The organism is Salinimicrobium aquimaris (genome assembly GCF_035607535.1).
Taxonomy (GTDB): Bacteria; Bacteroidota; Bacteroidia; order Flavobacteriales; family Flavobacteriaceae; genus Salinimicrobium.
Genome location: NZ_JAYDZX010000002.1, coordinates 217,507 through 240,766 on the forward strand (window position 1 = coordinate 217,507; position 23,260 = coordinate 240,766).

The 23,260-nt window shown below is 42.0% G+C and carries 23 protein-coding genes; 13 read left to right on the top strand and 10 right to left on the bottom strand.

The genetic code is table 11. The annotated features are described in order from the left end of the window. Nucleotides 1–28 precede the first annotated feature (28 nt). Complete coding sequence (locus VR862_RS04935) at nt 29–781, bottom strand: uroporphyrinogen-III synthase (RefSeq protein WP_324719855.1); 753 nt, start codon at nt 779–781, stop codon at nt 29–31. 11 nt (nt 782–792) lie between these two features. After that, a complete protein-coding gene (locus tag VR862_RS04940; protein ID WP_324719856.1) occupies nt 793–1,461 on the bottom strand; it encodes a DUF4271 domain-containing protein in 669 nt (222 codons plus the stop codon). A 100-nt stretch (nt 1,462–1,561) separates the two neighbouring features. Here VR862_RS04940 and VR862_RS04945 point away from each other — a divergent pair, with 100 nt between their 5' ends. From VR862_RS04945 to VR862_RS04955, 3 genes are read left to right on the top strand one after another with little or no spacing between them, the layout of a single operon-like run. After that, nucleotides 1,562–2,293: a polyprenol monophosphomannose synthase gene (locus VR862_RS04945; RefSeq protein ID WP_324719857.1), complete on the top strand. Its 732-nt coding sequence runs from the start codon at nt 1,562–1,564 to the stop codon at nt 2,291–2,293. Continuing rightward, complete coding sequence (locus VR862_RS04950; RefSeq protein WP_324719858.1) at nt 2,293–3,633, top strand: dihydroorotase; 1,341 nt, start codon at nt 2,293–2,295, stop codon at nt 3,631–3,633. Before VR862_RS04945 ends, VR862_RS04950 begins: the two co-directional genes overlap by 1 nt. Nucleotide 3,634: 1 nt before the next feature. Continuing rightward, nucleotides 3,635–4,117 carry a DUF4296 domain-containing protein gene (locus VR862_RS04955; protein ID WP_324719859.1) on the top strand — a complete coding sequence of 161 codons (483 nt, stop codon included), beginning with the start codon at nt 3,635–3,637 and terminating at the stop codon, nt 4,115–4,117. A gap of 1 nt (nt 4,118) precedes the next feature. Here VR862_RS04955 and VR862_RS04960 read toward each other — a convergent pair whose 3' ends face one another. After that, nucleotides 4,119–5,138 (bottom strand): NAD-dependent epimerase/dehydratase family protein, encoded by a 1,020-nt coding sequence (locus VR862_RS04960; RefSeq protein ID WP_324719860.1) that lies wholly within the window; start codon nt 5,136–5,138, stop codon nt 4,119–4,121. An 81-nt stretch (nt 5,139–5,219) separates the two neighbouring features. Between VR862_RS04960 and tyrS the strand changes: the two genes are divergently transcribed. Further along, nucleotides 5,220–6,515, top strand: a complete 1,296-nt coding sequence (gene tyrS, locus VR862_RS04965) for a tyrosine--tRNA ligase (protein ID WP_324719861.1) — start codon at nt 5,220–5,222, stop codon at nt 6,513–6,515. Between the two features lie 130 nt (nt 6,516–6,645). On the opposite strand, the gene VR862_RS04970 is transcribed toward tyrS, so the two are convergent. The 4 genes from VR862_RS04970 to VR862_RS04985 form a co-directional block, all read right to left on the bottom strand. Continuing rightward, nucleotides 6,646–7,626, bottom strand: a complete 981-nt coding sequence (locus tag VR862_RS04970) for a LuxE/PaaK family acyltransferase (protein ID WP_324719862.1) — start codon at nt 7,624–7,626, stop codon at nt 6,646–6,648. A gap of 51 nt (nt 7,627–7,677) precedes the next feature. Further along, the gene (locus tag VR862_RS04975) at nt 7,678–8,022 is read right to left on the bottom strand and encodes a T9SS type A sorting domain-containing protein (protein ID WP_324719863.1); all 345 of its coding nucleotides are present in this window, start codon (nt 8,020–8,022) and stop codon (nt 7,678–7,680) included. Between the two features lie 166 nt (nt 8,023–8,188). Beyond that, nucleotides 8,189–10,126: a beta-helix domain-containing protein gene (locus VR862_RS04980; RefSeq protein ID WP_324719864.1), complete on the bottom strand. Its 1,938-nt coding sequence runs from the start codon at nt 10,124–10,126 to the stop codon at nt 8,189–8,191. 44 nt (nt 10,127–10,170) lie between these two features. Beyond that, a complete protein-coding gene (locus tag VR862_RS04985; protein WP_324719865.1) occupies nt 10,171–12,960 on the bottom strand; it encodes a TonB-dependent receptor in 2,790 nt (929 codons plus the stop codon). A 729-nt stretch (nt 12,961–13,689) separates the two neighbouring features. Between VR862_RS04985 and VR862_RS04990 the strand changes: the two genes are divergently transcribed. Both VR862_RS04990 and VR862_RS04995 read left to right on the top strand, forming a co-directional pair. Then, nucleotides 13,690–14,376 (top strand): response regulator transcription factor, encoded by a 687-nt coding sequence (locus tag VR862_RS04990; RefSeq protein ID WP_324719866.1) that lies wholly within the window; start codon nt 13,690–13,692, stop codon nt 14,374–14,376. Beyond that, nucleotides 14,376–15,452 (top strand): sensor histidine kinase, encoded by a 1,077-nt coding sequence (locus VR862_RS04995; RefSeq protein ID WP_324719867.1) that lies wholly within the window; start codon nt 14,376–14,378, stop codon nt 15,450–15,452. Before VR862_RS04990 ends, VR862_RS04995 begins: the two co-directional genes overlap by 1 nt. Here the strand turns inward: VR862_RS04995 and VR862_RS05000 are convergent. After that, nucleotides 15,390–16,448 carry a glycosyltransferase gene (locus tag VR862_RS05000; RefSeq protein WP_324719868.1) on the bottom strand — a complete coding sequence of 353 codons (1,059 nt, stop codon included), beginning with the start codon at nt 16,446–16,448 and terminating at the stop codon, nt 15,390–15,392. The two genes, VR862_RS04995 and VR862_RS05000, sit on opposite strands and share 63 nt — an antisense overlap. Before the next feature lie 67 nt (nt 16,449–16,515). Between VR862_RS05000 and trmB the strand changes: the two genes are divergently transcribed. From trmB to VR862_RS05035, 7 genes are all read left to right on the top strand, one after another. Beyond that, entirely contained in the window at nt 16,516–17,190 is a 675-nt protein-coding gene (gene trmB / locus VR862_RS05005) for a tRNA (guanosine(46)-N7)-methyltransferase TrmB (RefSeq protein WP_324719869.1), read from the top strand. Nucleotides 17,191–17,196: 6 nt separating this feature from the next. Beyond that, nucleotides 17,197–17,820 carry a LysE family translocator gene (locus VR862_RS05010; protein WP_324719870.1) on the top strand — a complete coding sequence of 208 codons (624 nt, stop codon included), beginning with the start codon at nt 17,197–17,199 and terminating at the stop codon, nt 17,818–17,820. After that, complete coding sequence (locus VR862_RS05015; protein WP_324719871.1) at nt 17,820–18,146, top strand: MGMT family protein; 327 nt, start codon at nt 17,820–17,822, stop codon at nt 18,144–18,146. The genes VR862_RS05010 and VR862_RS05015 overlap by 1 nt, the downstream gene beginning before the upstream one ends. A 125-nt stretch (nt 18,147–18,271) precedes the next feature. Beyond that, the gene (locus tag VR862_RS05020) at nt 18,272–19,399 is read left to right on the top strand and encodes an Mrp/NBP35 family ATP-binding protein (protein WP_324719872.1); all 1,128 of its coding nucleotides are present in this window, start codon (nt 18,272–18,274) and stop codon (nt 19,397–19,399) included. Between the two features lie 2 nt (nt 19,400–19,401). Beyond that, complete coding sequence (locus VR862_RS05025; protein ID WP_324719873.1) at nt 19,402–19,647, top strand: NifU family protein; 246 nt, start codon at nt 19,402–19,404, stop codon at nt 19,645–19,647. Between the two features lie 30 nt (nt 19,648–19,677). After that, complete coding sequence (locus tag VR862_RS05030) at nt 19,678–20,739, top strand: NAD(P)/FAD-dependent oxidoreductase (RefSeq protein WP_324719874.1); 1,062 nt, start codon at nt 19,678–19,680, stop codon at nt 20,737–20,739. A gap of 61 nt (nt 20,740–20,800) precedes the next feature. Continuing rightward, entirely contained in the window at nt 20,801–21,139 is a 339-nt protein-coding gene (locus tag VR862_RS05035) for a 2Fe-2S iron-sulfur cluster-binding protein (protein WP_324719875.1), read from the top strand. Between the two features lie 264 nt (nt 21,140–21,403). Here the strand turns inward: VR862_RS05035 and VR862_RS05040 are convergent, their stop codons facing one another. Both VR862_RS05040 and tnpA read right to left on the bottom strand, forming a co-directional pair. After that, nucleotides 21,404–22,582 (bottom strand): acyl-CoA dehydrogenase family protein, encoded by a 1,179-nt coding sequence (locus VR862_RS05040; RefSeq protein WP_324719876.1) that lies wholly within the window; start codon nt 22,580–22,582, stop codon nt 21,404–21,406. Between the two features lie 156 nt (nt 22,583–22,738). Beyond that, nucleotides 22,739–23,200 carry an IS200/IS605 family transposase gene (gene tnpA / locus VR862_RS05045; protein ID WP_324719877.1) on the bottom strand — a complete coding sequence of 154 codons (462 nt, stop codon included), beginning with the start codon at nt 23,198–23,200 and terminating at the stop codon, nt 22,739–22,741. Between the last annotated feature and the right edge of the window lie 60 nt (nt 23,201–23,260).

Genomic DNA, 23,260 nt, shown 5'->3' on the forward strand with positions numbered 1-23,260 from the left:
GCGCCGGTTTTTTTGTTTCAAAGATTTTTTATTGAGCCTTTTTATTTTGTTCCTTGATGTACTTTTCAAGGGCCATTGTCATAGAAGGAGTCTCTGGAGTTGGAGCCTGAATGTTCACCACCAATCCGTGTTCTTTGGCTGCTTTCACAGTAGTATTCCCAAAAACAGCTATTTTAGTATCGTTTTGTTTAAAATCAGGAAAATTCTCAAAGAGAGACTTGATTCCGCTGGGGCTAAAGAAAACCAGAATATCATAAAATACCTCCCTTAGGTGAGAAAGATCGCTCACCACAGTCTTGTAAAAAACCGCTTTTTTCCAATCCACTCCCAATTTATTTAAGGTCTTGGGAACATCCGGCTTCAGCATGTCTGAAGATGGAAGAAGGAACTTTTCGTTTTTGTACTTTTTGATCAGTGGGGACAGTTCAGCAAAAGTTCTTTTGCCTACATAGATCTTTCTTTTTCTATACACCACATACTTCTGTAGGTAATAAGCTACGGCTTCACTTTGGCAGAAATACTTAAGAGTATCCGGAACCTTAAACCTCATTTCTTCAGCAATTCTAAAAAAATGGTCAACCGAGTTACGGCTGGTAAGGATAATGGCTGTGTATTTTGAAAGGTCAACTTTTTGTTGTCTTACATCCTTTGAAGAAACCCCTTCCACATGGATAAAGGGGATAAAGTCAATTTTTACTTTTTGCTTTTCTTCAAGATCAAAATAAGGAGAATTTTCAACCTTCGGCTCTGGTTGAGAAACCAAAATTGTTTTCACTTTCATATACATTTTTTTTATTCACCCTGGAAGTTGGTAACCAGCTTATATAAAATATAATAGGGCCCAATTTCAAGAGCGCAAAGATACAAAATAAAATAAAACCAATTGTTCAAAATGTACTGCTGGTTTTTGACAAAAGCGCTTAACAGGGTGATCAAATTCATTAATAAAATCAGTCCCAGCACAATGTACAGCACCAATGGGCTTGGCTCCCACACATAAATAAAAACCATACAAACCGGAAGGAGGAAAAGAGCAATGAAATTACGATAACTAAGCTTGTGAAAAAGATAATAGTTCATCTTATCATAGACCGAAACTATATCGGCCAGTATCTTTTCCAGAGAAAACTTGAGGAGTACGAATGCTGTATAGGCAGTAATGATCCTTAGAAAAAAGATCTTGGGCTTTTCGGGAGTATCCTCCATAAAAGTTAAGAAGAAGATGTAAATAAAAAGAGCAACCGATATTGCATTGACAACGAAGAGCAAAATATTAAAGGGGTGGAATATGTTGGGATCTTTCCCCTTAAGCAAGAGATATTTATCTGTCGCAAAGAGCATGCTGAAGTGAGCAAAGCGCTGACTAAAAGCATATTTTGCGATCACCAGCAAGACAAAAGCAAGAACCAGTAACAGAGTTATCCAGTCTTGTGAAACAGCATGTCTTTCTATAGCTTCCAATAAAGAAATTTTCTACAAAGGTAGAATATATACGATTAAAAGAAGCCTTAAATCCCGATCCTAAACTTTAAAAATAGTTACATTTGTCCAAAAGAATTTTATGCCAGATGGGATTGTTATAATACCCACCTATAATGAAAAAGAGAATATTGAGCGGATCATAAGAAATGTATTTTCTCTCCAGCGCAATTTCCACGTTTTGGTTGTAGATGATAACTCTCCCGATAAGACTGCAGGTATAGTAAAGTCTTTACAGCCGATCTATGAGGATCAACTTTTTTTAATTGAAAGGGAAGGTAAGTCTGGCTTGGGAACGGCCTATATAAAAGGCTTTGAATGGGTTCTGGAAAGAGGCTACAAATACATTTTTCAAATGGATGCCGATTTCTCCCATAATCCCAATGATCTTATCCGCCTTTTCAATGCCTGTAAACGTGGAGGGGCCGATGTGGCAATTGGCTCCAGGTATAAAACAGGTGTTAATGTCGTGAATTGGCCCATGAGCAGAGTCCTTCTATCGTGGTTGGCGTCAAAGTATGTAAGGCTTATCACTGCAATGCCTGTAGAAGATACTACTGCAGGATTCGTGTGCTACAGGAGAGAGGTGCTTGAGAGAATACACCTGGATAAAATAAAGTTCGTGGGTTATGCTTTTCAAATTGAAATGAAATTCAAAGCTTATCTGGCGAAATTCCAGATTGTTGAGGTGCCGGTAATTTTTACCGACAGAACAAGGGGAACTTCTAAAATGAGTGGCTCGATAATATGGGAAGCCGTTTTTGGTGTTATAAAAATGAAGGTAAACAGCCTGTTTAATAAGATGACGATATAATGAAGAAGGTACTAATAAAGAATGCAAAGATTGTTAATGAAGGTGCTATTTTTGAAGGAGATGTATTCATTGAGGATGGCTTTATTTCTGAAATTGCATCCAGTATAAGTGCTAAATCCCCCAATCTTACCATTGTTGATGCAGAGGGAAATTACCTCTTCCCGGGAGTAATAGATGATCAGGTACATTTTAGGGAGCCGGGTCTTACGCATAAAGAAACCATAGAAACTGGGTCCAGAGCGGCAGTGGCAGGAGGTATTACCTCATTCATAGAGATGCCTAATACGCAGCCTCAAACTACCACTATCGATCTTTTGGAGGAGAAGTATAAAATGGCAGAAGAATCATCTTATGCCAACTATGCTTTTATGTTTGGAGGTACCAACGATAACCTGGAGGAGATCAAAAAGATCGATCCCAGGACTGTACCTGCTCTCAAGCTTTTCCTTGGTTCCTCTACAGGGAATATGCTTGTGGATGATGAGAAGGTCCTTGAAAAGATCTTTCGGGAATCACCGGTGATCATAGCTGCTCACTGCGAAGATGAAGCTACTATTAAAAAGAATTTGCAGGAGTGTGTGGAAAGATATGGAGACGATATTCCTATTGAACTACATCCTAAAATAAGAAGTGAGGAAGCCTGTTATCTTTCCTCATCCAAAGCTGTAGCTTTGGCAAAAAAGACCGGGGCAAGACTTCATGTTTTTCACTTGTCCACTGCAAAAGAGTTGAAATTGTTCGACAACAAAAAGGCTTTGAAGGACAAGAAGATAACTGCAGAGGTGTGCGTTCACCATCTTTGGTTTAATGACAGTGATTACCAGAAAAAGGGAACCTTTATAAAGTGGAATCCTGCAGTAAAAACAGAAAAGGATCAGGAAGCCCTCTTAAAGGCCCTTATAGAAGATAAAATTGATGTGATCGCTACAGATCATGCTCCGCATACCCGGGAAGAGAAAAAGAATGTCTACACTAAAGCGCCCAGTGGAGGACCTTTAGTACAACACGCTTTGCCGGCTATGCTGCAAATGCATCACCAGGGCAAGATCTCTCTTGAGAAGATCGTAGAAAAAATGTGTCATAATCCGGCCATTCTTTTTGATATAGAGAAAAGAGGATTTATTAGAGAGGGATACAAGGCAGATATAGTACTGGTAGATCTTAATGCACCCTGGGCGGTACAGCCGGGCAATACCCTTTACAAATGCGGATGGTCTCCCTTTGAAGGCACCACATTTAAATCCCGTGTCACCCATACCTTTGTAAATGGCAATCTGGTGTACAAAAATTTCAATTTTACTCCTTTTGTAAAAGCTGAAAGATTAAAGTTTGACCGCTAATATGTACAGGTTCCTGATATTATTTTCTGCACTTTTTTTGCTGATATCCTGTCAGGACATCAATCGCACCCCAAAACCTGATAACCTTATTCCCGAGGAAAAGATGGTAGATGTGCTTACCGAAATTTCCCTGTTGCACGGAGCCAAGAGCTATAATAAATCCCAGATGGAAGAAAAAGGTATAGACCCTTATCCCTATCTCACTGAAAAATATGGGATTGATAGTCTGCAACTCGTCCAAAGCAATGATTATTATGCGCAGAATTACAAGCAGTATAAACGAATCTATGATAGTGTAAAGGTTAGGTTGGAAACTTTGGTTGAAGAATACGATTCCATACGGGAAATGGAGCAAAGAAAACGTGACTCCCTGCGGGAAAAACCCGGAAAGGATTCACTGCCTATCCCGAGAAGAAGATTTGATTCTCTCATCCCGCTGCGCATGGAAAAGCCTTTACCTGCTCCGGTTTCAAGACAGCAATGACCTATTGCTGTTGATCTTTTTTGAAAGCTTCGGCTGTTGTTTCAATCACCCCGGCAATTGGCTGGAATTCAAAACTGAGTTCTCTCTTTAATTTGTTGGAAGAATAGAACGAATGCTCATAAAGACTTTTTTGCAACCTGCTGTCCAGTTGTCTTTGCCTGTGAGTAAACAAGGCAGAAATTTCCTGCCAAACCCATCCCGCAAAGATCATCCACTTTTTTAGCTTTTTTGAAGGTGCAGGTTTGTTGAGGTTCCGGGCAGTGAGATTGAAAACTTCCCTGAAGGAAAGGTTTTCGGAAACAAGTATAAACTCTTCATTTTTGACAGAAGAGTTCATAAGCTTTACCATGGCTTTGACTACATCCCACACTCCAACAAACCCGGTAGTTTTCGGAAAATGGTAATTAAGTCCGGAATTCACCTTTTTAAAGATCTTGCCGCTGCCATCATTCCAAAAGCCGGGACCCAGGATCACACCTGGATTGACAATTACAACAGGAATGCCTTCCTGGCTTGCACGCCACACCTCCATTTCTGCCCCGTACTTTGTGATGGCATACATATTATGATCCAGTTCTTTGTTCCAGAAAGACAATTCAGATATCTCTTTTTCGCCGGGTTTTTTGTCAAAGGTTGCTATTGAGCTCACATGCACAAGTTTCTCAATTTTGTTCTTGATACAATAGTTCACGATATTCGCAGTGCCTTCGATATTTACCTTCCGCAGTTGAGCGTCTTTGGAACTGTCGAAGTTCACCATTGCTGCGCAATGATATACGTAGCGCACCCCTTCAAATGCTTTAGCCAATGAAGGAATGTCTGTGATATCTGCTCTTATCCACTCAATGAGATTAAAAAGCCGCAGTACTTCTTCCTGAGAATTTGTGTAGGAAAAGACCTTTTTGACACCTTCAAGACTTTTTTCAGTTCGGTAAATAGCCTTCAGCTTTTTCCCTGTTTGTGCAAGGTCGAGCAACAAATGTGAACCCACTAAACCGGTGCCTCCCGTTACTAATATCATGGGGTAAATATAACCAAAAGCACTTAGGAAAAATGCAGGTAAATGGTATCTTTACGGCTGTTTTACGTCAAAAAAATAATCATGAACAAGAATTTTGTAGAAGAATTGAGCTGGAGAGGGATGATACATGATGTGATGCCCGGCACTGAAGAGCACCTGCTCGAAGGTCTTCGATCTGCTTACGTGGGCATCGATCCCACCGCCGATTCTTTACATATTGGTCACCTGGTAGGAGTTATGATGCTGAAGCATTTTCAAGAGGCAGGTCATCGTCCTGTAGCCCTTGTCGGGGGTGCCACCGGGATGATTGGGGATCCTTCAGGAAAGTCCAATGAGCGCAATTTACTTACAGAAGCCACTCTTTTACATAACCAAAATGCTCTTAAGGCTCAGCTTTCGAAGTTTTTGGATTTTGAAAGTGATGCAGACAATGCAGCGATCCTGGTGAACAACTATGACTGGATGAAGAATTTCTCATTTCTGGAGTTCATCAGGGATGTAGGAAAACACATTACCGTCAACTACATGATGTCTAAAGACAGCGTAAAGAAGCGATTGTCTTCAGATGCTTCCGAAGGTATGTCTTTTACCGAATTTACTTATCAGCTTGTGCAGGGTTACGATTTTCTGCATTTGTACAGAGAACTCGACTGCACCCTCCAAATGGGTGGTAGTGACCAGTGGGGAAATATCACTACCGGGACCGAATTAATTCGTAGAATAGGAGATGGGAAAGGTTATGCACTTACCTGTCCCTTGATCACCAAAGCAGATGGCACCAAATTTGGAAAAACAGAGTCAGGAAATATCTGGCTCGATCCTGAGCGTACCTCTCCTTACAAGTTTTATCAGTACTGGCTAAACACCAGTGACGAGGATGCTGAGAGGTTTATCAAGATCTTTACTTTCCTCTCAAAAAAGGAAATTGAGGAGCTTGTTTCCCAGCATAAGGAGGCCCCTCATTTGAGACAGCTGCAGCGCAAGCTTGCCGAGGAAATCACAACCATGGTTCATTCGAGGGAGGAGTACGATAATGCTGTTAAAGCTTCGGAAGTTCTATTTGGAAAGAGTACTGCTCAGGATCTTAAGAACCTTAATGAAGCTACATTTCTGGATGTCTTTGAAGGAGTGCCTCAGGCCACAGTTGCCCGCGAAGATGTGGAAGCAGGACTGGATATGATCGCGGCACTTTCAGCAAAGACCGACTTTTTGAAATCTAATGGCGAGGCCCGAAGGGCATTAAAAGAAAATTCTATTTCTGTAAATAAGGAAAAAGTCTCAGAAGATTATACAATAACTAAAGATGATCTTTTGAACAACAAATATGTGATCATCAATAAAGGTAAGAGAAACACCTATATTATAAGAGTTGAGTAGAAAAGAAAACCCCCTTGCCTTAGAGGGCGAAGGGGGCATCTAACTAACCAACCAATTATGAAAACATAATCTAACCGTACAGTAAGTCGGCAGAAAATCAATTCCTTACAGGAGTAGAAAATATTTTTTGTTAAAAAACCATCAGGTTGCATCCCCTGATGTCACTGTTGTCGAAACGGCCCAGAATTTCTGTTTTTCCGGCACTTACATTTTTTCCCAGGTCCTGTGTAGCGATAAACGAGCAGGAATTTATGTTTGCAAGATCGATGACATTTATTCCTCCCGATTTTCCTTCCGGCACAAGTGTCAATGCATCTTCGGGATCACGAATGAGAAGCCTCATCCAGGGAGGGCATTCAAAAATGCCATTTTTAAGAGCATATGCCTGGGACAATAATTCGGTCATTCCATATTCACTGTGGATGTTATCCACTCCAAGTCCTTTTTTTAGCACATCATGAAGTTCTGCCCGTATCATTTCTTTACGTCGGCCTTTCATGCCCCCGGTTTCCATAACGACCGTGTGCTGGAGGTTTAGCTGGTAATTTTCTGCCAGATCAAGAAGTGCAAATGAAACCCCAATTAGAAGCACTTTTTGGCCTCTCTTTTCCAGGCTCCGCAAATTCTCTACCAGAGTATCCAGGTCGTTGAGGTAAAAACCGCTTTCAGGGTTGTTACTGCGGTCAATAAGATCTTTCACCATATAAATTAAGGAAGAACCCTCTCGCTCCAAATAGGAAGGAAGTAATGCCAGGACAGCATAATTATCCACACTTCCGTAGAAATGTGTGAAGCCTCTGCGGAAACTTTCCTCATATATGGACAGATCTGTAACAAAATGTTTGCTCGTCTGGGCCCCTGTAGTGCCACTGCTGGTAAAAATAATTTCCGCCGGAGCTTCAGAAGAAAGTATGCTGTGCGTTTTGAAGAACTCGATGGGCAAAAAAGGGATCTTTTCTATGCTGTCTACTCGTGCGGGGTCGCAGTGAAGGAAGTCACAGAATCTCCTGTAAATCTTATTGTTTAAGTACTGGTATTGAAAGACCTGCAGTGTCTTTTGTTCAAAGTCCCGGGAATTGCAAATAGAAAATATATCCTTTGGCTCTTGCATAATATTATGAGGGCACAAAGGTAAAGAATAAAATAATCGGAACAGGAATGTCTATCTCACCACGAGCTTACGGGTAGCAGTGCTCTTACCCTCCTGTATCCTCATGATATAAACTCCTGGATCAAGATTGGAAATATTAAGCTCATTTCCTGTTAGTTGGGCAGAAAGTACATTGTTGCCCAAAACGTTATAGATCTCTACTTTTTTGGATTTTCCTGCTTTTGTATTGATATACACCTTTTGGCCCGAAGCGGGATTAGGGAATATCGAAAGGCCCTCAATAGGAACTTCTTTGGCAGAAACAGAAGTTTCTGGAGGGGATACCTGTGCAGAGGCCGGATTTGCAAAGAGCAAAAGGCCAATGATCATAAGGGGGTACAAGTAGAGTTGTTTCATTATCAATACGGTATCATTTCAAAATTACAATAAAAATTCAAAAACCGCACCAAATTTTTCTTTTAGAAACGTTAAAGTTGATTTTTATACAATAAAATAGAGAAGGCTACCGTTCGGGGCAGCCTTTTCTTTGGTAATCAGCTATTTCGAACAAATCTCATTAGGATTAAAGTTCTGCGTCTATCCAGGTCCATGTAGAGATATCTACCTTACTTCCCAGGTTGTATAGAGCATCCAGTGCAGCACTGGCTCCGTCTATCTCTACATTAGTAAGTGCGCCGCCATCCCTCATGTCCACATTAGTATCATAACCTTCCAGGTAAAGGTTAGTGAGAGTTGCACCCGATTCTTTTTTGAATTGCAGGGCAGTACCGCCGGTGGTCGATATTGCCGTAAAATTGATCAGCTTAGGGTTCTCGTTAGCACCATCGGCTTCAAGTGCAGTGGAGAAGTTGCTTATCGTGTGATTGACGTAAACGTTGGTCACCGTTCCATTCCAGCCTTCGGTCCAGTCTACGGCATCATCTTCGAAGTTTTCAAGATAAATATTGGTAGCAGACACCGTTCCTCCAAAGAATTCTACACCATCATCTGCTCCGCTTAGGACAGCAACATTTTCTACGGTGGTACCAGAACCAACAGCATAAAAGGATATTCCGTTGTATTGTGATTCAGAATTGATCTGAGCTCCTGTTCCGGAGATCACAAGGTATTTTATGCTTCCGGAGTTATCTTCATCGTTATTACCTCCATAGACGAATCCTCCAACTTCGGCTACTGCATCAACCCCTTCTGTGGTAGTGGCGTCACCCACTATAGTTAATCCTCCCCAATCTCCCGGATTTCCTTCAGCAGAAGAGATCACTACAGGATTAGCCTCAGTTCCCTGGATGTCGATCATTCCCCCTTTAAGAACGGCGATGTAAACATCTGTACCACCATCTCGGGCAATGATCTTTGTTCCGGCAGGAATAACCAGTTTTCCTCCATTCTGAACTATATAAGAAGAATTTAGATTATAAGTTACAGCAGGATCCAGAGTCACTGTTCCTTCAACTGTTCCCTGGAGTATATTTGAGTTGACGCTCCCCCTGTTATTGATCCAGGTAAAGGAATTTGCAGAAACTGTTGCGGGGACAGTATAATTCACCTCGGGGTTAGCTATGTTCTTTTCAATAACCACATTCGCTAGAGGGCCGTTGTCTCTCATCTCGACAGACATGTCGTATCCCGTGAGGGAAAGACCTTCAAAGGTAGCTCCCGATTCTTTTTTGAACTGTAGTGCCGTTCCTCCTGTTGTGGAAACAGCGGTGAAGTTCACTATTTTTGGATCATTGTTTACCCCGTCGGCTTCGATTGCGGTTGAGAACCCTTCTATTGTGTGAAGGACATAAACATTGGTAATTGTTCCATTCCAACCTTCTGTCCAGTCAACAGAGTCATCTTCATTGTTTTCAAGATACAGTTCTGTAGCCGATACAGCCCCTCCAAAGAATTCCACTCCGTCGTCAGCCCCGTTAAGAATAGCAACATTGCGAATTGTAGTTCCGCTTCCAACTGCATAAAGGCTTAAACCGTTATACTGGGAATCAGCATTGATCTGGGCGCCGGCTCCTTCAATAACAAGATATTCAATGGTTCCTGAATTATCGGTATTGTCTGTTCCCCCATATTTGAATCCGCCTACTTCGGCAGTTACATCAACACCTTCGGTAGTGACGCCATTTCCCAGGATAACAAGTCCGCCCCAGTCTCCGGCCTTTCCATTAGCAGAAGTCATTACTGCCGGATTACTTTCAGTACCGGTAATTACAATATCGGCATTTTGGTGAACAGCAATATATACATCTGTTCCCTTTTCGGCCACGATCCTTGTTCCTGCGGGAATTGTCAACGTGCTACCGGCAAGTACCTCAAAAGATCCGGTAAGTTTGTATTCAACAGCCGGGTCCAGTGTCAAATTTTTGTCCAGTTCTCCCTTAAGTTCATGGTTCTCAACTTGCGGGTTATCAATTATTGGATCATCATTCTCACTACAACCTGTAAATAGCGGGCCGCTACATAGTAAGAAAAGAACAGCAAGGTGTTTGGTCATTTTTTTCATTGTTTCTGGTTTAATTGATTAATTTTAAAAAAGTGGTTTTATGATTAAAAGTTATAGTTGATTCCCAGCGATAGAACTGCTCCCCTGCTATAGGATCTAACGGTTTCTGTAGTTTCTATTCCTGTGGTAGAGGGCTTCACATCCTGCACTCTTTCTATAAGTGGGTTTAGAAGATTCTTTCCGGTAAACTTGATTTCCCAATTTTCTCCCAGGTCCTGCCTAAGCATGGCATTGAGAGTTACAAAACCTTTTTCAACAATAGCATCATTGTAAAAGGTTTCACTTTCGGTCTGTCTTTCGGGAGCACCAAGAGCATAGATCTTGTCTGATGCATAATTTGCAATGAGACTGACCATAAATGGATTTTCTATTCCCACTACCAGGTTAAGAGAACCATTAAAGATCCAGTCCGATGCGCCTTGTAAGCCGGTCTCGGTTAAACCTTTATATCTAAAGGTGCGTAACAGCTGGCCGTCGTCATTTCTCAATTCCTTCAGGTCTTGTGAATGCCACATACGGGAAGCATTAAAATCAAGGTTGAAATCATAGGCCGCACCGTCTTCCATTCTAATTACTTCAAGGCGACTTTCAAGCTCAAATCCTAAAATCTCTGCTTGTTCCCCTGCATTGAAATAAGAGAAGACTCCTGCAGAACCCCGGTCCTGAACTTTATTTATAGGATCTTCTATTTTTTTGTAAAAACCGGTAAGGGATAATAATTCTCCTGCCGAAGGGAAAAATTCATACTTGATGTCTAGGTTGTAGTTGGTAGATGCCAGAAGAGATGGGTTACCTCTGGTGACCTGACCCGTCTGAGAAACATATTCAAAGGGAGCTACCTCCTTAAACTCGGGTAAAGTGAGGGTTTTGCTGGCAGCTATCCTTAGGTTTGACCTGTCGCTTAAAGCGTAACGCAGATTTATTGCAGGATAAAGATTGTCATAGGACAAAGCTGAAGTTCCGGTTCTTCCGGGGATATTCCCCACATTATACACCACGTCCAGTTGATCCTTTTGATAACGCATCCCGGCGTTGATATTCAATTTGTTCCAGCCAATATTCAGACTTGCAAAACCTGCTGCCGATTCCAGATTACCCCTGTACCTGTCGGGCTGGAGGGTATTATTTATTTCGAGGGATCCGTTGTTAATGTTTTCTTCAGTAAAAACTTCAGTAAGATTTTCTATTGAAGATGGAGTAAGGCTTCGGTTTGAAAACTCCTCCAGCCCGAGAAATCGGGAAATAAAGTCTCTTTCTTTATACCTGTAGGTACCTCCCAAATCAATTTGAAGCTGTCTTTCTTCGGCTGTAAAAATTTCCAGTTGATCCTGAATCCTGGCGTTGAATTCATAATCATCGATCTCCTGATAGCTTTTTCTCTGCTGGTAGCCACCGGTGTCTCCCAAATAAACTACATCATCATTGAAGTTGACCTCATTTCTTATACGATTAGGTTCATCGGCATTTACAAGGTTTAAGCCGGCCGCCCATTCAAGAACATTTCTGTCACCGAGCCTATGCTCACCCATTAATTGATTTACCCAAAGTCGGGTTTGCCTGGTGTTTTGATCCCTCACAAATTGTGAAAGGCCGTCGTTGGGATCTGTTTCTTCAAAAATAAAACCCTCCTGATTCCTTCCGCCTTCATAAACATTGTCTGAAAGTTTATTGATCAAAAGGCTGTTTGCTCTAAGATTGTTGTTCGCATTGAATTCATAAGCAACAGTGGCGAGACCGGTAGTATTGATGGTCCTGGAATAAACCGAAGCATCTGTGATAGTATCTGTAATGAAGTTGGCACGAAACTCCCGGAAAACTCCTTCGGTATATTGATAATCTACATCCTGAGAGGCAGTAAACAGGACTTCAAAGTTTTGGCCGAACCTTTTTCCGGCCGTAAGGTTGTACTTGTAATTCATCGGGAGCTCTGCAGTACCCGGTTTCCAGTCCTGGAAGATCAATTTATATTCTGAAGCCTTTCCTCCGGTGTAAAAACCGAGATCCACATTTTGCATGTTTGGAGAGACTTTGAAGTTGTCAAAGATACCCTCCCGGGCAACGTTGGTGTTTATTCCTGCACCTGCTCCGAAACTCAGTTCATTAGCTCCTGCCAGTTCTCGTGTAGAAATATTAATATTTCCTGAAGCCTGATCAGCCGAAATACTGGAAGAGTAGGTTTTACTTATGGCAACACTCTGAATTATTCCTGTAGAAAACAGCTCCAGATCAATGTTCTTTCGTTCAACATCGTCTGAAGGAATAGGAAGACCGTTAAGAGTAGTATATAAATACCGGTCTCCAAGGCCCCTGACGAAAATATCACCCGATGCTTCACTGCTGGTTACCCCCGGGAGTCGGGTGGTAGCTTTGGCAGCATCGGAGATCCCCAGTTTAGCTAATTCCCTGGCTCCAATGCTTTCCTTAATTTCTATTGCCCTTTTCTGTTCCAGTAATAATGCTACTTCAGAATCTTTTCGGGAAACGGTTGAAATTACTACTTCATCTAAGCTGGCGGCACTGGCACCAAGCTCTGCATGTATTTCTGTTACTCTTCCTGGCTCAACACTTACCGGTATCTCTACCTGTTCGTATCCTACAAAGCTTAAAATTAGGAAATATGAGCCGGGGCGTAAATCGTCAATTTGAAACAATCCTTCCAGATTAGTTGTAGTGCCTTTATCACTTCCTTTAATCAAGACATTAGCAAAAGGGAGAGGTGCTCCCCGCATTTCTTTGTCGGCAATTTTACCTGCTATGGTGCCGGTTTCTGTTTCCTGGGAGTGAACAGCCATGGTTAAAAGAGCTGTTATAGCAAAAGTCAATAGATATCTCATTTTGTCGAGTTTGAATGCGGCAAAGAAAACGGAGCAATGTAAATGCACCGTTAAGCTGAGATTAAAGAACTATCACTACTAGGTTAGCTTAATATTAAGAGTAGATGACGACCTTATTATATGAACTTTCAGGGAAGAAACTTGTTCTATTTAAGCTGGCGGTAAGCGACTAGTTCCGTTTTTGGCAGGCTACTAATCAGGATCATGAAAGGCCCGGCAACAGAAGCTACCGTATGGTGGTCCTTGAGGAAAAGTGAAAAGAGAAGATTTGTTATGTCAGCTCGTTTGAGTTGCTGAAGAAATTGAAAAGGAAGGAATGAAATTAGTCTGGATTGGTGACATCTAAACCGCATTCTCCTTTTATGTCGTTTAATTTAAAAGTTTAGTAATCTTAGCTTTACATACCGAACCGCCAAAAATGCCATTTTTGAACTTCTTAATGTGCATTGAGAAATTCATATTATCTTAGTTTTTGTCGATTTAGATGTATGAAGGGTTGCCTTGGCCAGGCAACCTTTTTTTGTCCCTGTTTTAGCTGTGCCTTTCCTTACTATTTCCTCTTCGTGTTCAAAAATATTCTCCTGGTATTCTTTTATAATCTTCTTTTAGCATTCAAAAAGCTGGTATGTAACCTTAAGGTTAGCTTAAGGTTACTAAAAGTTTAGAGCAATTGGCACTTCATTATAATCTATATTTTTACAGTAAATTTACTGAAACAGCTATAGTAGCATGAGAAAAAATGACATCTGCATCCTATTGGTAGACGATGAACCCGACATTATAGAGATCATCAGATACAACTTAACAGCTGAAGGCTACAAAGTAGCCACTGCCGAAAACGGTCTTAAAGCATTAAAGGCTGCCAAAAAACACAATCCCCATCTTATTATCCTGGATGTTATGATGCCCGAAATGGATGGGATAGAGACCTGTATCCAAATGCGGAAGGATCCTGACCTCGCTGATACCTTGATCACCTTTTTGACGGCAAGGGGAGAAGATTATTCTCAAATGGCAGGTTTTGATGCAGGTGCAGATGATTATATTACCAAACCTATCAAGCCGAAGGTGCTCATCAGTAAAGTAAAGGCTCTATTGAGACGTCTTAATGATGATTCCACGAGGCGATCTGAAGTGATCACAGCAGGGAATCTCGAGATAAATCGGGAGGAGTATAAAGTAACGAGGGGAGAAGATCTGATCTCTTTACCCCGAAAGGAATTTGAGCTCCTGTATCTATTGGCTTCTCAGCCCGGCCGTGTCTTTCAGCGTGATGAGATCCTGGAAAGGGTATGGGGAAATGAAGTTGTGGTAGGAGGTAGAACGATAGATGTTCACATCAGGAAATTAAGGGAAAAAATAGGTGATGAAAGTATTCAGACAATAAAAGGAGTAGGCTATAAGTTTGTAGAGTAATGGCAAAAACGTTTAGGCGCTCATACAAATTTGCGATAAAGACTTCCATCTATATCAGTCTCTTCCTTACCGGAGTTTCGGCTGTTTTTCTTGTTATTCATGATGCGTATTCAGAGTGGGCACTGTTGATCTACGCGATATGCTGTTTTGTTTTTGCTTTCTTGATCATTCAATACAGGGTAGAGGTCTTCATTTACAAAAAGATCAAGAAGATCTATGAAAATGTGAGTATGCTGAGTGCTTCTCCTTTAAATCCTGAACAGGTTACTACAGACATGGCTACCTTGTCCCAGGAAGTGCAAAAGTTTGCTGAGGGGAAGAAACTTGAAATAGAGGCTCTAAAGGTTCGGGACTCCTATCGCAAGGAATTCATGGGTAATATTTCCCACGAATTAAAAACTCCGCTTTTTACAGTACAGGGCTATATAGAAACTTTGCTGGATGGGGCTATGAAAGACAAGGCGGTGAGAAAACAATATCTTACCCGTGCAGCAAAAGGTGTAGAGAGACTGGTGTATATAGTGCAGGACCTGGATATGATCACCAAACTGGAAACGGGAGATCTACGGCTCAACCGGGAGGTTTTTGATATTGTTGAGTTGGTCCAGAATGTTTTCGATCTTTTGGAAATGAAAGCAGCAAAGAAAAATATTAGCCTGCTTTTTGAAACTACGTATGCTCCTATTTATGTAAAGGCCGATAAAGAAAGAATTCAGCAAGTAGTGACCAACCTGCTGGTGAATTCCATCAAGTATGGAAAGAATGACGGTACGACAGAAGTATCTATTGAAGAACATTCTAAGAGGAAGATCATCATTAGGGTGAGCGATAATGGAGAAGGTATTCAAAAACAGCATATTCCCAGACTGTTTGAGAGGTTCTACAGGGTCGACAAGAGTGGATCGCGAAAAGAAGGAGGTTCAGGTTTGGGGTTGGCTATAGTCAAACATTTACTGGAAGCTCACAAAGAGAAAATTTTCGTTGAAAGCACTTTTGGAGTTGGCAGTGAGTTTTCATTTACTTTGAAAAAGGCTAAAAAGTCGAGAGTAGTCACAAACGAAACCAGGGTCTCTTAATCCTGAATAATTTTCCCCTGTTTCCAGTTTTTTTAAACTGAAATATCTTTGATCACAGTAAGGTGCAAATCCCAATTTCATCATTCTTTCTGCGAGATATTCCTGCTCAAATTGCCCAGGAGTGGGTATAAAAAAAGCCTTTTTTTCGAGCTTTGCAAGATCCATAAGGGTGGTATAGCCCGAACGTGCAATGATGATTTCACTGCTGTTTAATGCGTGCTCAAGCTCTTTTCCAAAAAGGTAATTTTTAACCTCAATATTAGGAGTCGATTGTTCAAATGGTTGGTCATCGATAACACCACGCACGAACAGGATCTTTTTCGTGGAGCTTTTTAACCGGGAAAGGAGGATCTTCTCCAGTAGTCCCCTTTGTGGCTCGGGACCCGAAAGTAAAACCATATAATGATATTTCCTCTCCAGGTCATTCTTTTCAAAGCGACTCAAAATTCCGAGATATTGAACGTTCTCCCCAGCCTTCTTCAGGTGTCCTAAAAATCCGCTGAGGTTGGGTCTTTTGGGAGCATCGGGCACCCAGCATTCATCATATTTCCTAATGTACTCCTGGTGTATCCTGCTGCTTAAAAAAGTAGTGTTACCCGAAAGTACATTAAGTTGATGAGTTATAAAGACATTGGGAAGATGCTTGTACCGCACCCCAAACCGACTATCAGAAATTATTCCGTGAAGATTCAGTTTCTCCACAAGGGCGCGGGTAGCTTTCTTTTCCTTTTTGATGTTCTTTAAAATGTGCGGACTGTCAAGTAGAAGTTTCCATTTGAGCAAACTTCCGCGGCTGGTATACGTGATATTGTAGGAAGGAAGTTCGAATGCTTTAAGATGTGGAAATTCCTTCTTTAGAAGTTCAAGTGCTGCTCCATCTGAAGCTATGATAGGAGTAAAACCCTTTTCTTCCAGCTTTTTTATCAGTGGAATACAGCGCGTGGCATGTCCTAACCCCCAGTTGATCGGGGCAACCAGAATCCTTCTACTTCGCATTAAACAAATATAATTGAAAAGGCTGTGGGGGATTTTATTTATTTTTACCAAAATATTATTTTTTCAGGTGGGAAGTAAGAATAAGTTAAAGAGGTTTAGAGAAAATGAAACTTTTTCCAATGTGATTCAGCCGCAAAGGGAAGAGATCCTGGAAGGGAACTTTGAGTACAGGGGCAAATGGGGAAGTCACTTCTTTAAGAATGAAAAACCTCTCGTCCTGGAACTCGGCTGTGGTAAAGGAGAATACAGTGTAGGCCTTGCCGAGGCCTATCCCGAAAAGAACTTTATTGGAATTGACATAAAAGGTGCGCGCTTTTGGAGAGGAGCAAAAACAGCTTTGGAAGAAGGGCTTCAAAATGTGGCTTTTTTGAGAAGTCAGATAGAGCTTATAGATCTTCTGTTTGCAGAGCAAGAAGTTGACGAGATCTGGATCACGTTTCCCGATCCTCAGATTAAATACAAAAGGACCAAACATCGCATGACCAATTCTGAATTCCTGCAGAAATACAAAAAGATCCTGAAACCTCAGGGATTGGTCAATCTCAAGACCGACAGTGAGTTCATGCACGGTTACACTCTGGGACTCCTCCACGGCGAAGGTCATGAGGTTATACAGGCCAATCACAATGTCTACAAAAATGACTATTCTCCAAAAGAAGTGACCGGCATACAGACTTTTTACGAAAAACAGTATCTTGAACAGGGAAAACCTATAACTTACGTACAGTTTAGGATAAAATAATCGCCTTTGGAGGAAACTAAAATTTTCCTTATTACCTATTTTGCAGCTTTACTGGGTGTGGTTCCCCCGGGTCTCGTGAACATGAGTGTGGCCAAAACCTGTGTTAAAAGAGGTAAGAAGAATGGGATTTATATGGCCTTTGGGGCTTCCTTTATCGTACTACTCCAGGCTGCCCTGGCGATCATGCTCGCCAGGTATATCTTTGACAATACTTATATCAATAATGTGCTTCTACGCGCAGGGCTGGTGATCTTTTTGATCATGATGTTCTATTTTCTGTTGATGGCCCAGCGCAAGAGAAAGGAGGTAGAAGTCACCCCGACTTCCGGCTTTAGAAGTATTCTAAAAGGTATGATGATAGGAGTGCTTAATATTTTTCCCATTCCTTTTTTTGTCGCCCTTGCTGCTGCCTTGAACGTTCATGGCGATATTGAGTACCACCTCCTGAACAATACCGCCTTCGTCCTTGCAGCTTCTCTTGGTACTTTCACTACCCTATATTTATATGCTCTTTTCTTCGCAAAAATTGAAGCTGAAGGAACCTATTTTGCCAGGTACTCGAACTACTTTATGGCGGCCCTTATGCTTATCCTCGTTGTTATCACTTTTATTAGGATCTTTTCTCAATAATGGCTAAAGATTCCTTTTTTGCACGGGTATATGAGGTGGTGAGGCAAATACCGCCGGGAAGAGTGACCAGTTACGGGGCTATAGCACGTTTTCTCGGTGCTGCCGGAAGTTCAAGAATGGTAGGTTGGGCAATGAACAATGCTTCCAAGATGGAGGATATTCCTGCACAGAGAGTGGTTAACAGGAATGGCTTGTTAACCGGTAAACATCATTTTCCCGGTACCCGCGTAATGGAGCAAATGCTCCAGGCCGAAGGAGTGGAAGTAAAGGATGATAAGGTGGTACATTTCAAAGAATTATTCTGGGATCCAAATAAAGAACTCTAGCTTATCTCAGCATTGTTTTTATCAATCATCAAAATTGGGTAATAACTTCGTTATCTTAGGTTTTCGCTTTATATTTGCGTTTAGAATGAATCTACATAAGGTTCTAAATTATCGATGATAACAGCATGAAACTTAACAGAAAAGATATATTGAATGCTCTTGAGACCATTTCGGTTTCAGGAGAGGGAAAGAACATGGTAGAGAGTGGCGCCGTGCAGAACATTATGACCTTTGGAGATGAGGTTGTGGTGGATCTTTTGCTCACCACGCCTGCGCTGCACATCAAGAAACGGGCAGAGGTTGACGTGATGAAGGCGATCCATGAACACGTCCACCAGAAGATAAAAGTAAAGGTGAACATTAAAGTTCAGGCGCCCGAGAAAACCGAGATCAAAGGAAAAGCAATACCGGGCATTAAGAATATAGTGGCTGTTGCCTCCGGAAAAGGTGGGGTAGGAAAGTCTACTGTGACTGCCAATCTTGCTGTTAGTCTCGCAAAAATGGGATTTAAGGTTGGTCTTCTGGATTCAGATATTTACGGGCCTTCTATGCCAATGATGTTTGATGTGCAGGCAGAAAAACCTCTTTCTGTCAATGTCGACGGGAAATCCAAGATGAAACCTATTGAAAATCACGGAGTGAAATTACTTTCGATCGGTTTCTTTACTCAGCCAAACCAGGCGGTGATCTGGAGAGGACCTATGGCTGCAAAGGCTTTGAATCAAATGATCTTTGATGCTGCCTGGGGAGAACTTGATTTTCTTTTGGTAGATCTTCCACCCGGAACCGGTGATATTCACCTTTCGATCATGCAGTCTCTGCCTTTGACAGGAGCTGTAGTGGTAAGTACGCCTCAAAATGTAGCGCTTGCCGATGCACGCAAGGGAGTGGCAATGTTCCAGCAGGAGAGTATCAATGTACCTGTACTGGGGATCATAGAGAACATGGCATATTTTACTCCCGAAGAATTACCCGATAATAAATATTACATTTTTGGAAGGGAAGGCGCAAAGATGCTGGCCGAAGACCTACAGGTGCCATTTTTAGGGCAAATTCCACTGGTGCAGAGTATCAGGGAAGCGGGAGATATTGGACATCCGGCAGCATTGCAGGAAAACACGCCGCTCTCCAGGGCCTTTGAAACTCTCACGCAGAATGTGGTTCAGGAAACTGTAAACCGAAACAGCAGTTTACCACCAACAGAGGCAATAAAAATCACCACTATGGCTGGCTGTAGTGCAGTTAATAAATAGTCATGACAAGCGAAGAAGTTAGATTAAACGTAGAGAGGGCTCTGGAAGAAATAAGGCCTTTCTTAAAGAACGATGGGGGAGATATTTCCCTCATTAGCATTGAAGATGACGATAGGCTGGTAAAGGTACAGTTGCAGGGAGCCTGTGTAGGTTGTAGCGTCAACACCATGACTTTAAAGTCGGGCGTTGAAATGACCATAAAAAGATATGTGCCTCAAATCGAAAAAGTGCTGAACATCGAAAAATAGCATTTTCGGCACTTCACAAAACGAGACGAAATGATTAAAACAGATATGTTGATCATCGGCGCTGGGCCTACGGGCCTTTTTGCCGTATTTGAAGCAGGATTATTAAAGTTAAAATGTCATTTGATAGATGCTTTGCCGCAGCCGGGAGGTCAGTGCTCAGAGATCTATCCTAAAAAACCCATCTATGATATCCCCGCGTTCCCCGAGATTCTTGCCGGCGATCTGGTCGATAATCTCATGGAGCAGATAAGACCCTTTGAACCCGGTTTCACCTTGGGGGAAAGGGCAGAGACCATTGAAAAACTGGATGATGGATCCTTTATCGTTACAACCAGTGAAGGAACCCAACACCACGCACCGGTGGTAGTGATTGCCGGCGGACTCGGTAGTTTCGAACCTCGTAAACCACCTATTCCTAATATTTCGAAGTATGAGAATAATGGCGTGGCTTACATGATCAAGGAGCCCGAAGATTACCGTGGCAAACGCGTGGTGATTGCCGGGGGAGGAGATTCAGCTCTTGACTGGGCTATTTATCTTTCTGAAGTTGCTTCGGAAGTATCTCTTGTTCACAGGAGAAACGAATTCCGGGGCGCACTGGATTCCGTAGAGAAAGTTTCAGAACTTTCAAAAATCGGAAAGATCAATCTTATTACCGAAGCAGAAGTAGTAGGCCTGAAAGGGGAAGGAGCACTGGAATCTGTAGTGATCCGTCACAAAGGTGAAGCTTCCGAAGAAGAAGTTAAGGATACAGATTATTTTATTCCGCTCTTCGGACTTTCCCCAAAGCTTGGACCTATTGCCAACTGGGGGTTAGAGATCGAAAAGAATGCGATCAAGGTCGATAACAGCTATGACTATCAAACAAACGTTCCCGGGATCTACGCTATTGGTGACGTCAATACTTATCCCGGAAAGCTAAAGTTGATCCTTTGTGGCTTCCACGAGGCAGCGATCATGTGCCAAAGTGCATACCAACGCATCTTCCCCGATAAGAAATATGTCATGAAATACACGACTGTAAGCGGAGTGAATGGTTTTGATGGCAGTAAGAAGGAAGCGAAAAGAGAAGTAGTAAAAAGTATAAATTAGTTTCAAACTAATCCAAACCTCACAGGTTTCAAAAACCTGTGAGGTTTAATTTTTGAAAGAAATGTCAGATATAAAGATCACCATTATTGACCGCGAAGGAGAGGCGCATCTTGTAGATGCACCTACAGATATGAACATGAACCTTATGGAGGTGATCCGCACCCACGAACTTGCTCCCGAAGGTACTATTGGTATTTGTGGCGGAATGGCCATGTGTGCTTCCTGCCAGTGTTATATGCTCAATAAAGATCATTTGCTTCCCGAGAAATCGTATGAGGAGGAAGATATGCTGGACCAGGCATTCTTTGTGCAGGAAAACAGTCGCTTAAGCTGCCAGATTCCTATCGTAAAAGAACTTGAAGGCCTGGAAATTAAAATTGCTCCCTATAACGCCGACTGATCTTCAAAAAAGGTTCAGTTTTTGCCCTTTTTGGGGGAAAAGTAAACAAAACGCAGAATGAACCTCAATGTGATCGTTTTTTATTCAAACAAGTCAAAAGACTATCTTAAGCTGGACGGAGTGATCTCCAAAAAGCCGGTTGAGCTTAAAAGCGTATGCTGTGAAAAATATAAAAAGGGCAAACGCTGTAAACGCTGCCCTTGTTTTGACTTAGATATTTAAATTTTATTAGATCTCAGAGAAACCTGAGAGGTTATATGCTTTTTATTGAAAAGCCGGTATCCCTGTAATATCCAAGCCGGTGATCAACAAGTGAATATCATGAGTCCCTTCATAAGTGATCACGCTCTCGAGATTCATGGAATGACGCATAATGCTGTATTCGCCGGTAATTCCCATACCTCCTAATATTTGCCTGGCTTCCCGGGCGATGTTTATAGCCATGGCTACGTTGTTTCTTTTCGCCATGGAGATCTGCGCAGAGGTGGCAGTGCCTTCATTTCTCATCACTCCCAATCTCCAGGCAAGCAGCTGCGCCTTAGTGATCTCGGTAATCATTTCGGCGAGTTTCTTTTGCTGCAGCTGGAAACTAGCTATGGGCTTCCCGAATTGTTCGCGTTCTTTAGCATAGCGTAAGGCAGTGTCATAGCAGTCCATCGCAGCACCAATTGCGCCCCAGGCGATGCCGTAACGGGCTGAGTCAAGACAGCCAAGAGGAGCTCCCAATCCGCTTTTTTCGGGCATGAGGTTTTCCTTGGGAACTTTGACGTTATTAAATACAAGTTCCCCGGTTGCACTTGCCCGCAGCGACCATTTGTTGTGGGTTTCAGGAGTGGTAAAACCCTCCATTCCACGTTCCACTATGAGGCCGTGAATGCGACCTTCTTCGTTCTTTGCCCATACAATTGCAATATCGGCAAAAGGGGCATTAGAGATCCACATTTTTGCGCCGTTAAGCAGGTAATGATCTCCCTTATCTTTAAAGTTAGTGGTCATTCCCCCGGGATTGGAACCGTGATCGGGTTCAGTCAATCCAAAGCAACCCATCATTTCTCCTGAAGCCAGCTTCGGAAGGAATTTCTTCTTTTGGTCTTCAGTACCATACTTATAAATAGGATACATCACTAATGATGACTGGACAGATGCTGTAGAACGTACACCGCTGTCACCACGCTCAATTTCCTGCATGATGAGTCCGTAAGAGATCTGGTCCAGTCCGGCGCCGCCGTATTCTTCCGGAATGTATGGGCCAAAAGCACCAATCTCTGCGAGACCATTTATTAATTGCTTTGGAAATTCGGCTTTTTGAGCCGCTTCTTCTATTATAGGAGATACTTCACGTTTCACCCATTCCCGGGAAGCATCCCGTACCATTTTATGTTCGTCACTGAGTAAGTCGTCAAGATTGTAATAATCTGGAGCCTGAAATTGGTCTGCTTTCATTGTTGGTTTATTTGTTTGTCTGGAAGAGTAAATTTAAGTAAACAGATCTTAGGGGCAAGTGGGAAAGCTAATGAGTTTTACTACAGAAAATCCACGGGGGGGGGAATAAAGAGTTAAATGCCCGGGAAATAACGGTTTAGTTTTTCTCCTATTATATTAAACCCTTTTAAAAAGATATTCCTGCTTATATGGCACGTCATATTTCTTCAAAAACTCAACGTATTCTTCTTGAAATGTTTTTTTCATATGATGCTCCTTTTGCCTGCCGATATACTTTATTACGTCGTCTAATGATGAATGCCCATAAGAAAAGGCCCCATATCCTTCCTGCCATTCAAATTTGTACTTGCTAAAGTCTTTCTCATTAATCCAGGCATTGGAGGATTTTTTAATTTCTCTTACCAGATCTGATAAACGACAGGAAGGTCTTAGTCCTACCAGGAGATGTACATGATCAGGCATACCGTTTATTGCCAAAAGTTTTTGATCCTTATTTCTTATAATACCTGCGATGTATTGATAAAGCTTTACTTCCCAGTCGGGATGAATCAGGCTTTGGCGGTTTTTAACTGCAAAGACAACTTGAATATAGATCTGAGAAAATGTTCCAGCTCCCATTTTAGGTTTGTTGTTCTAAAGATATTATAATCTAAAATAAAACATTTGAAATCCTGGGAA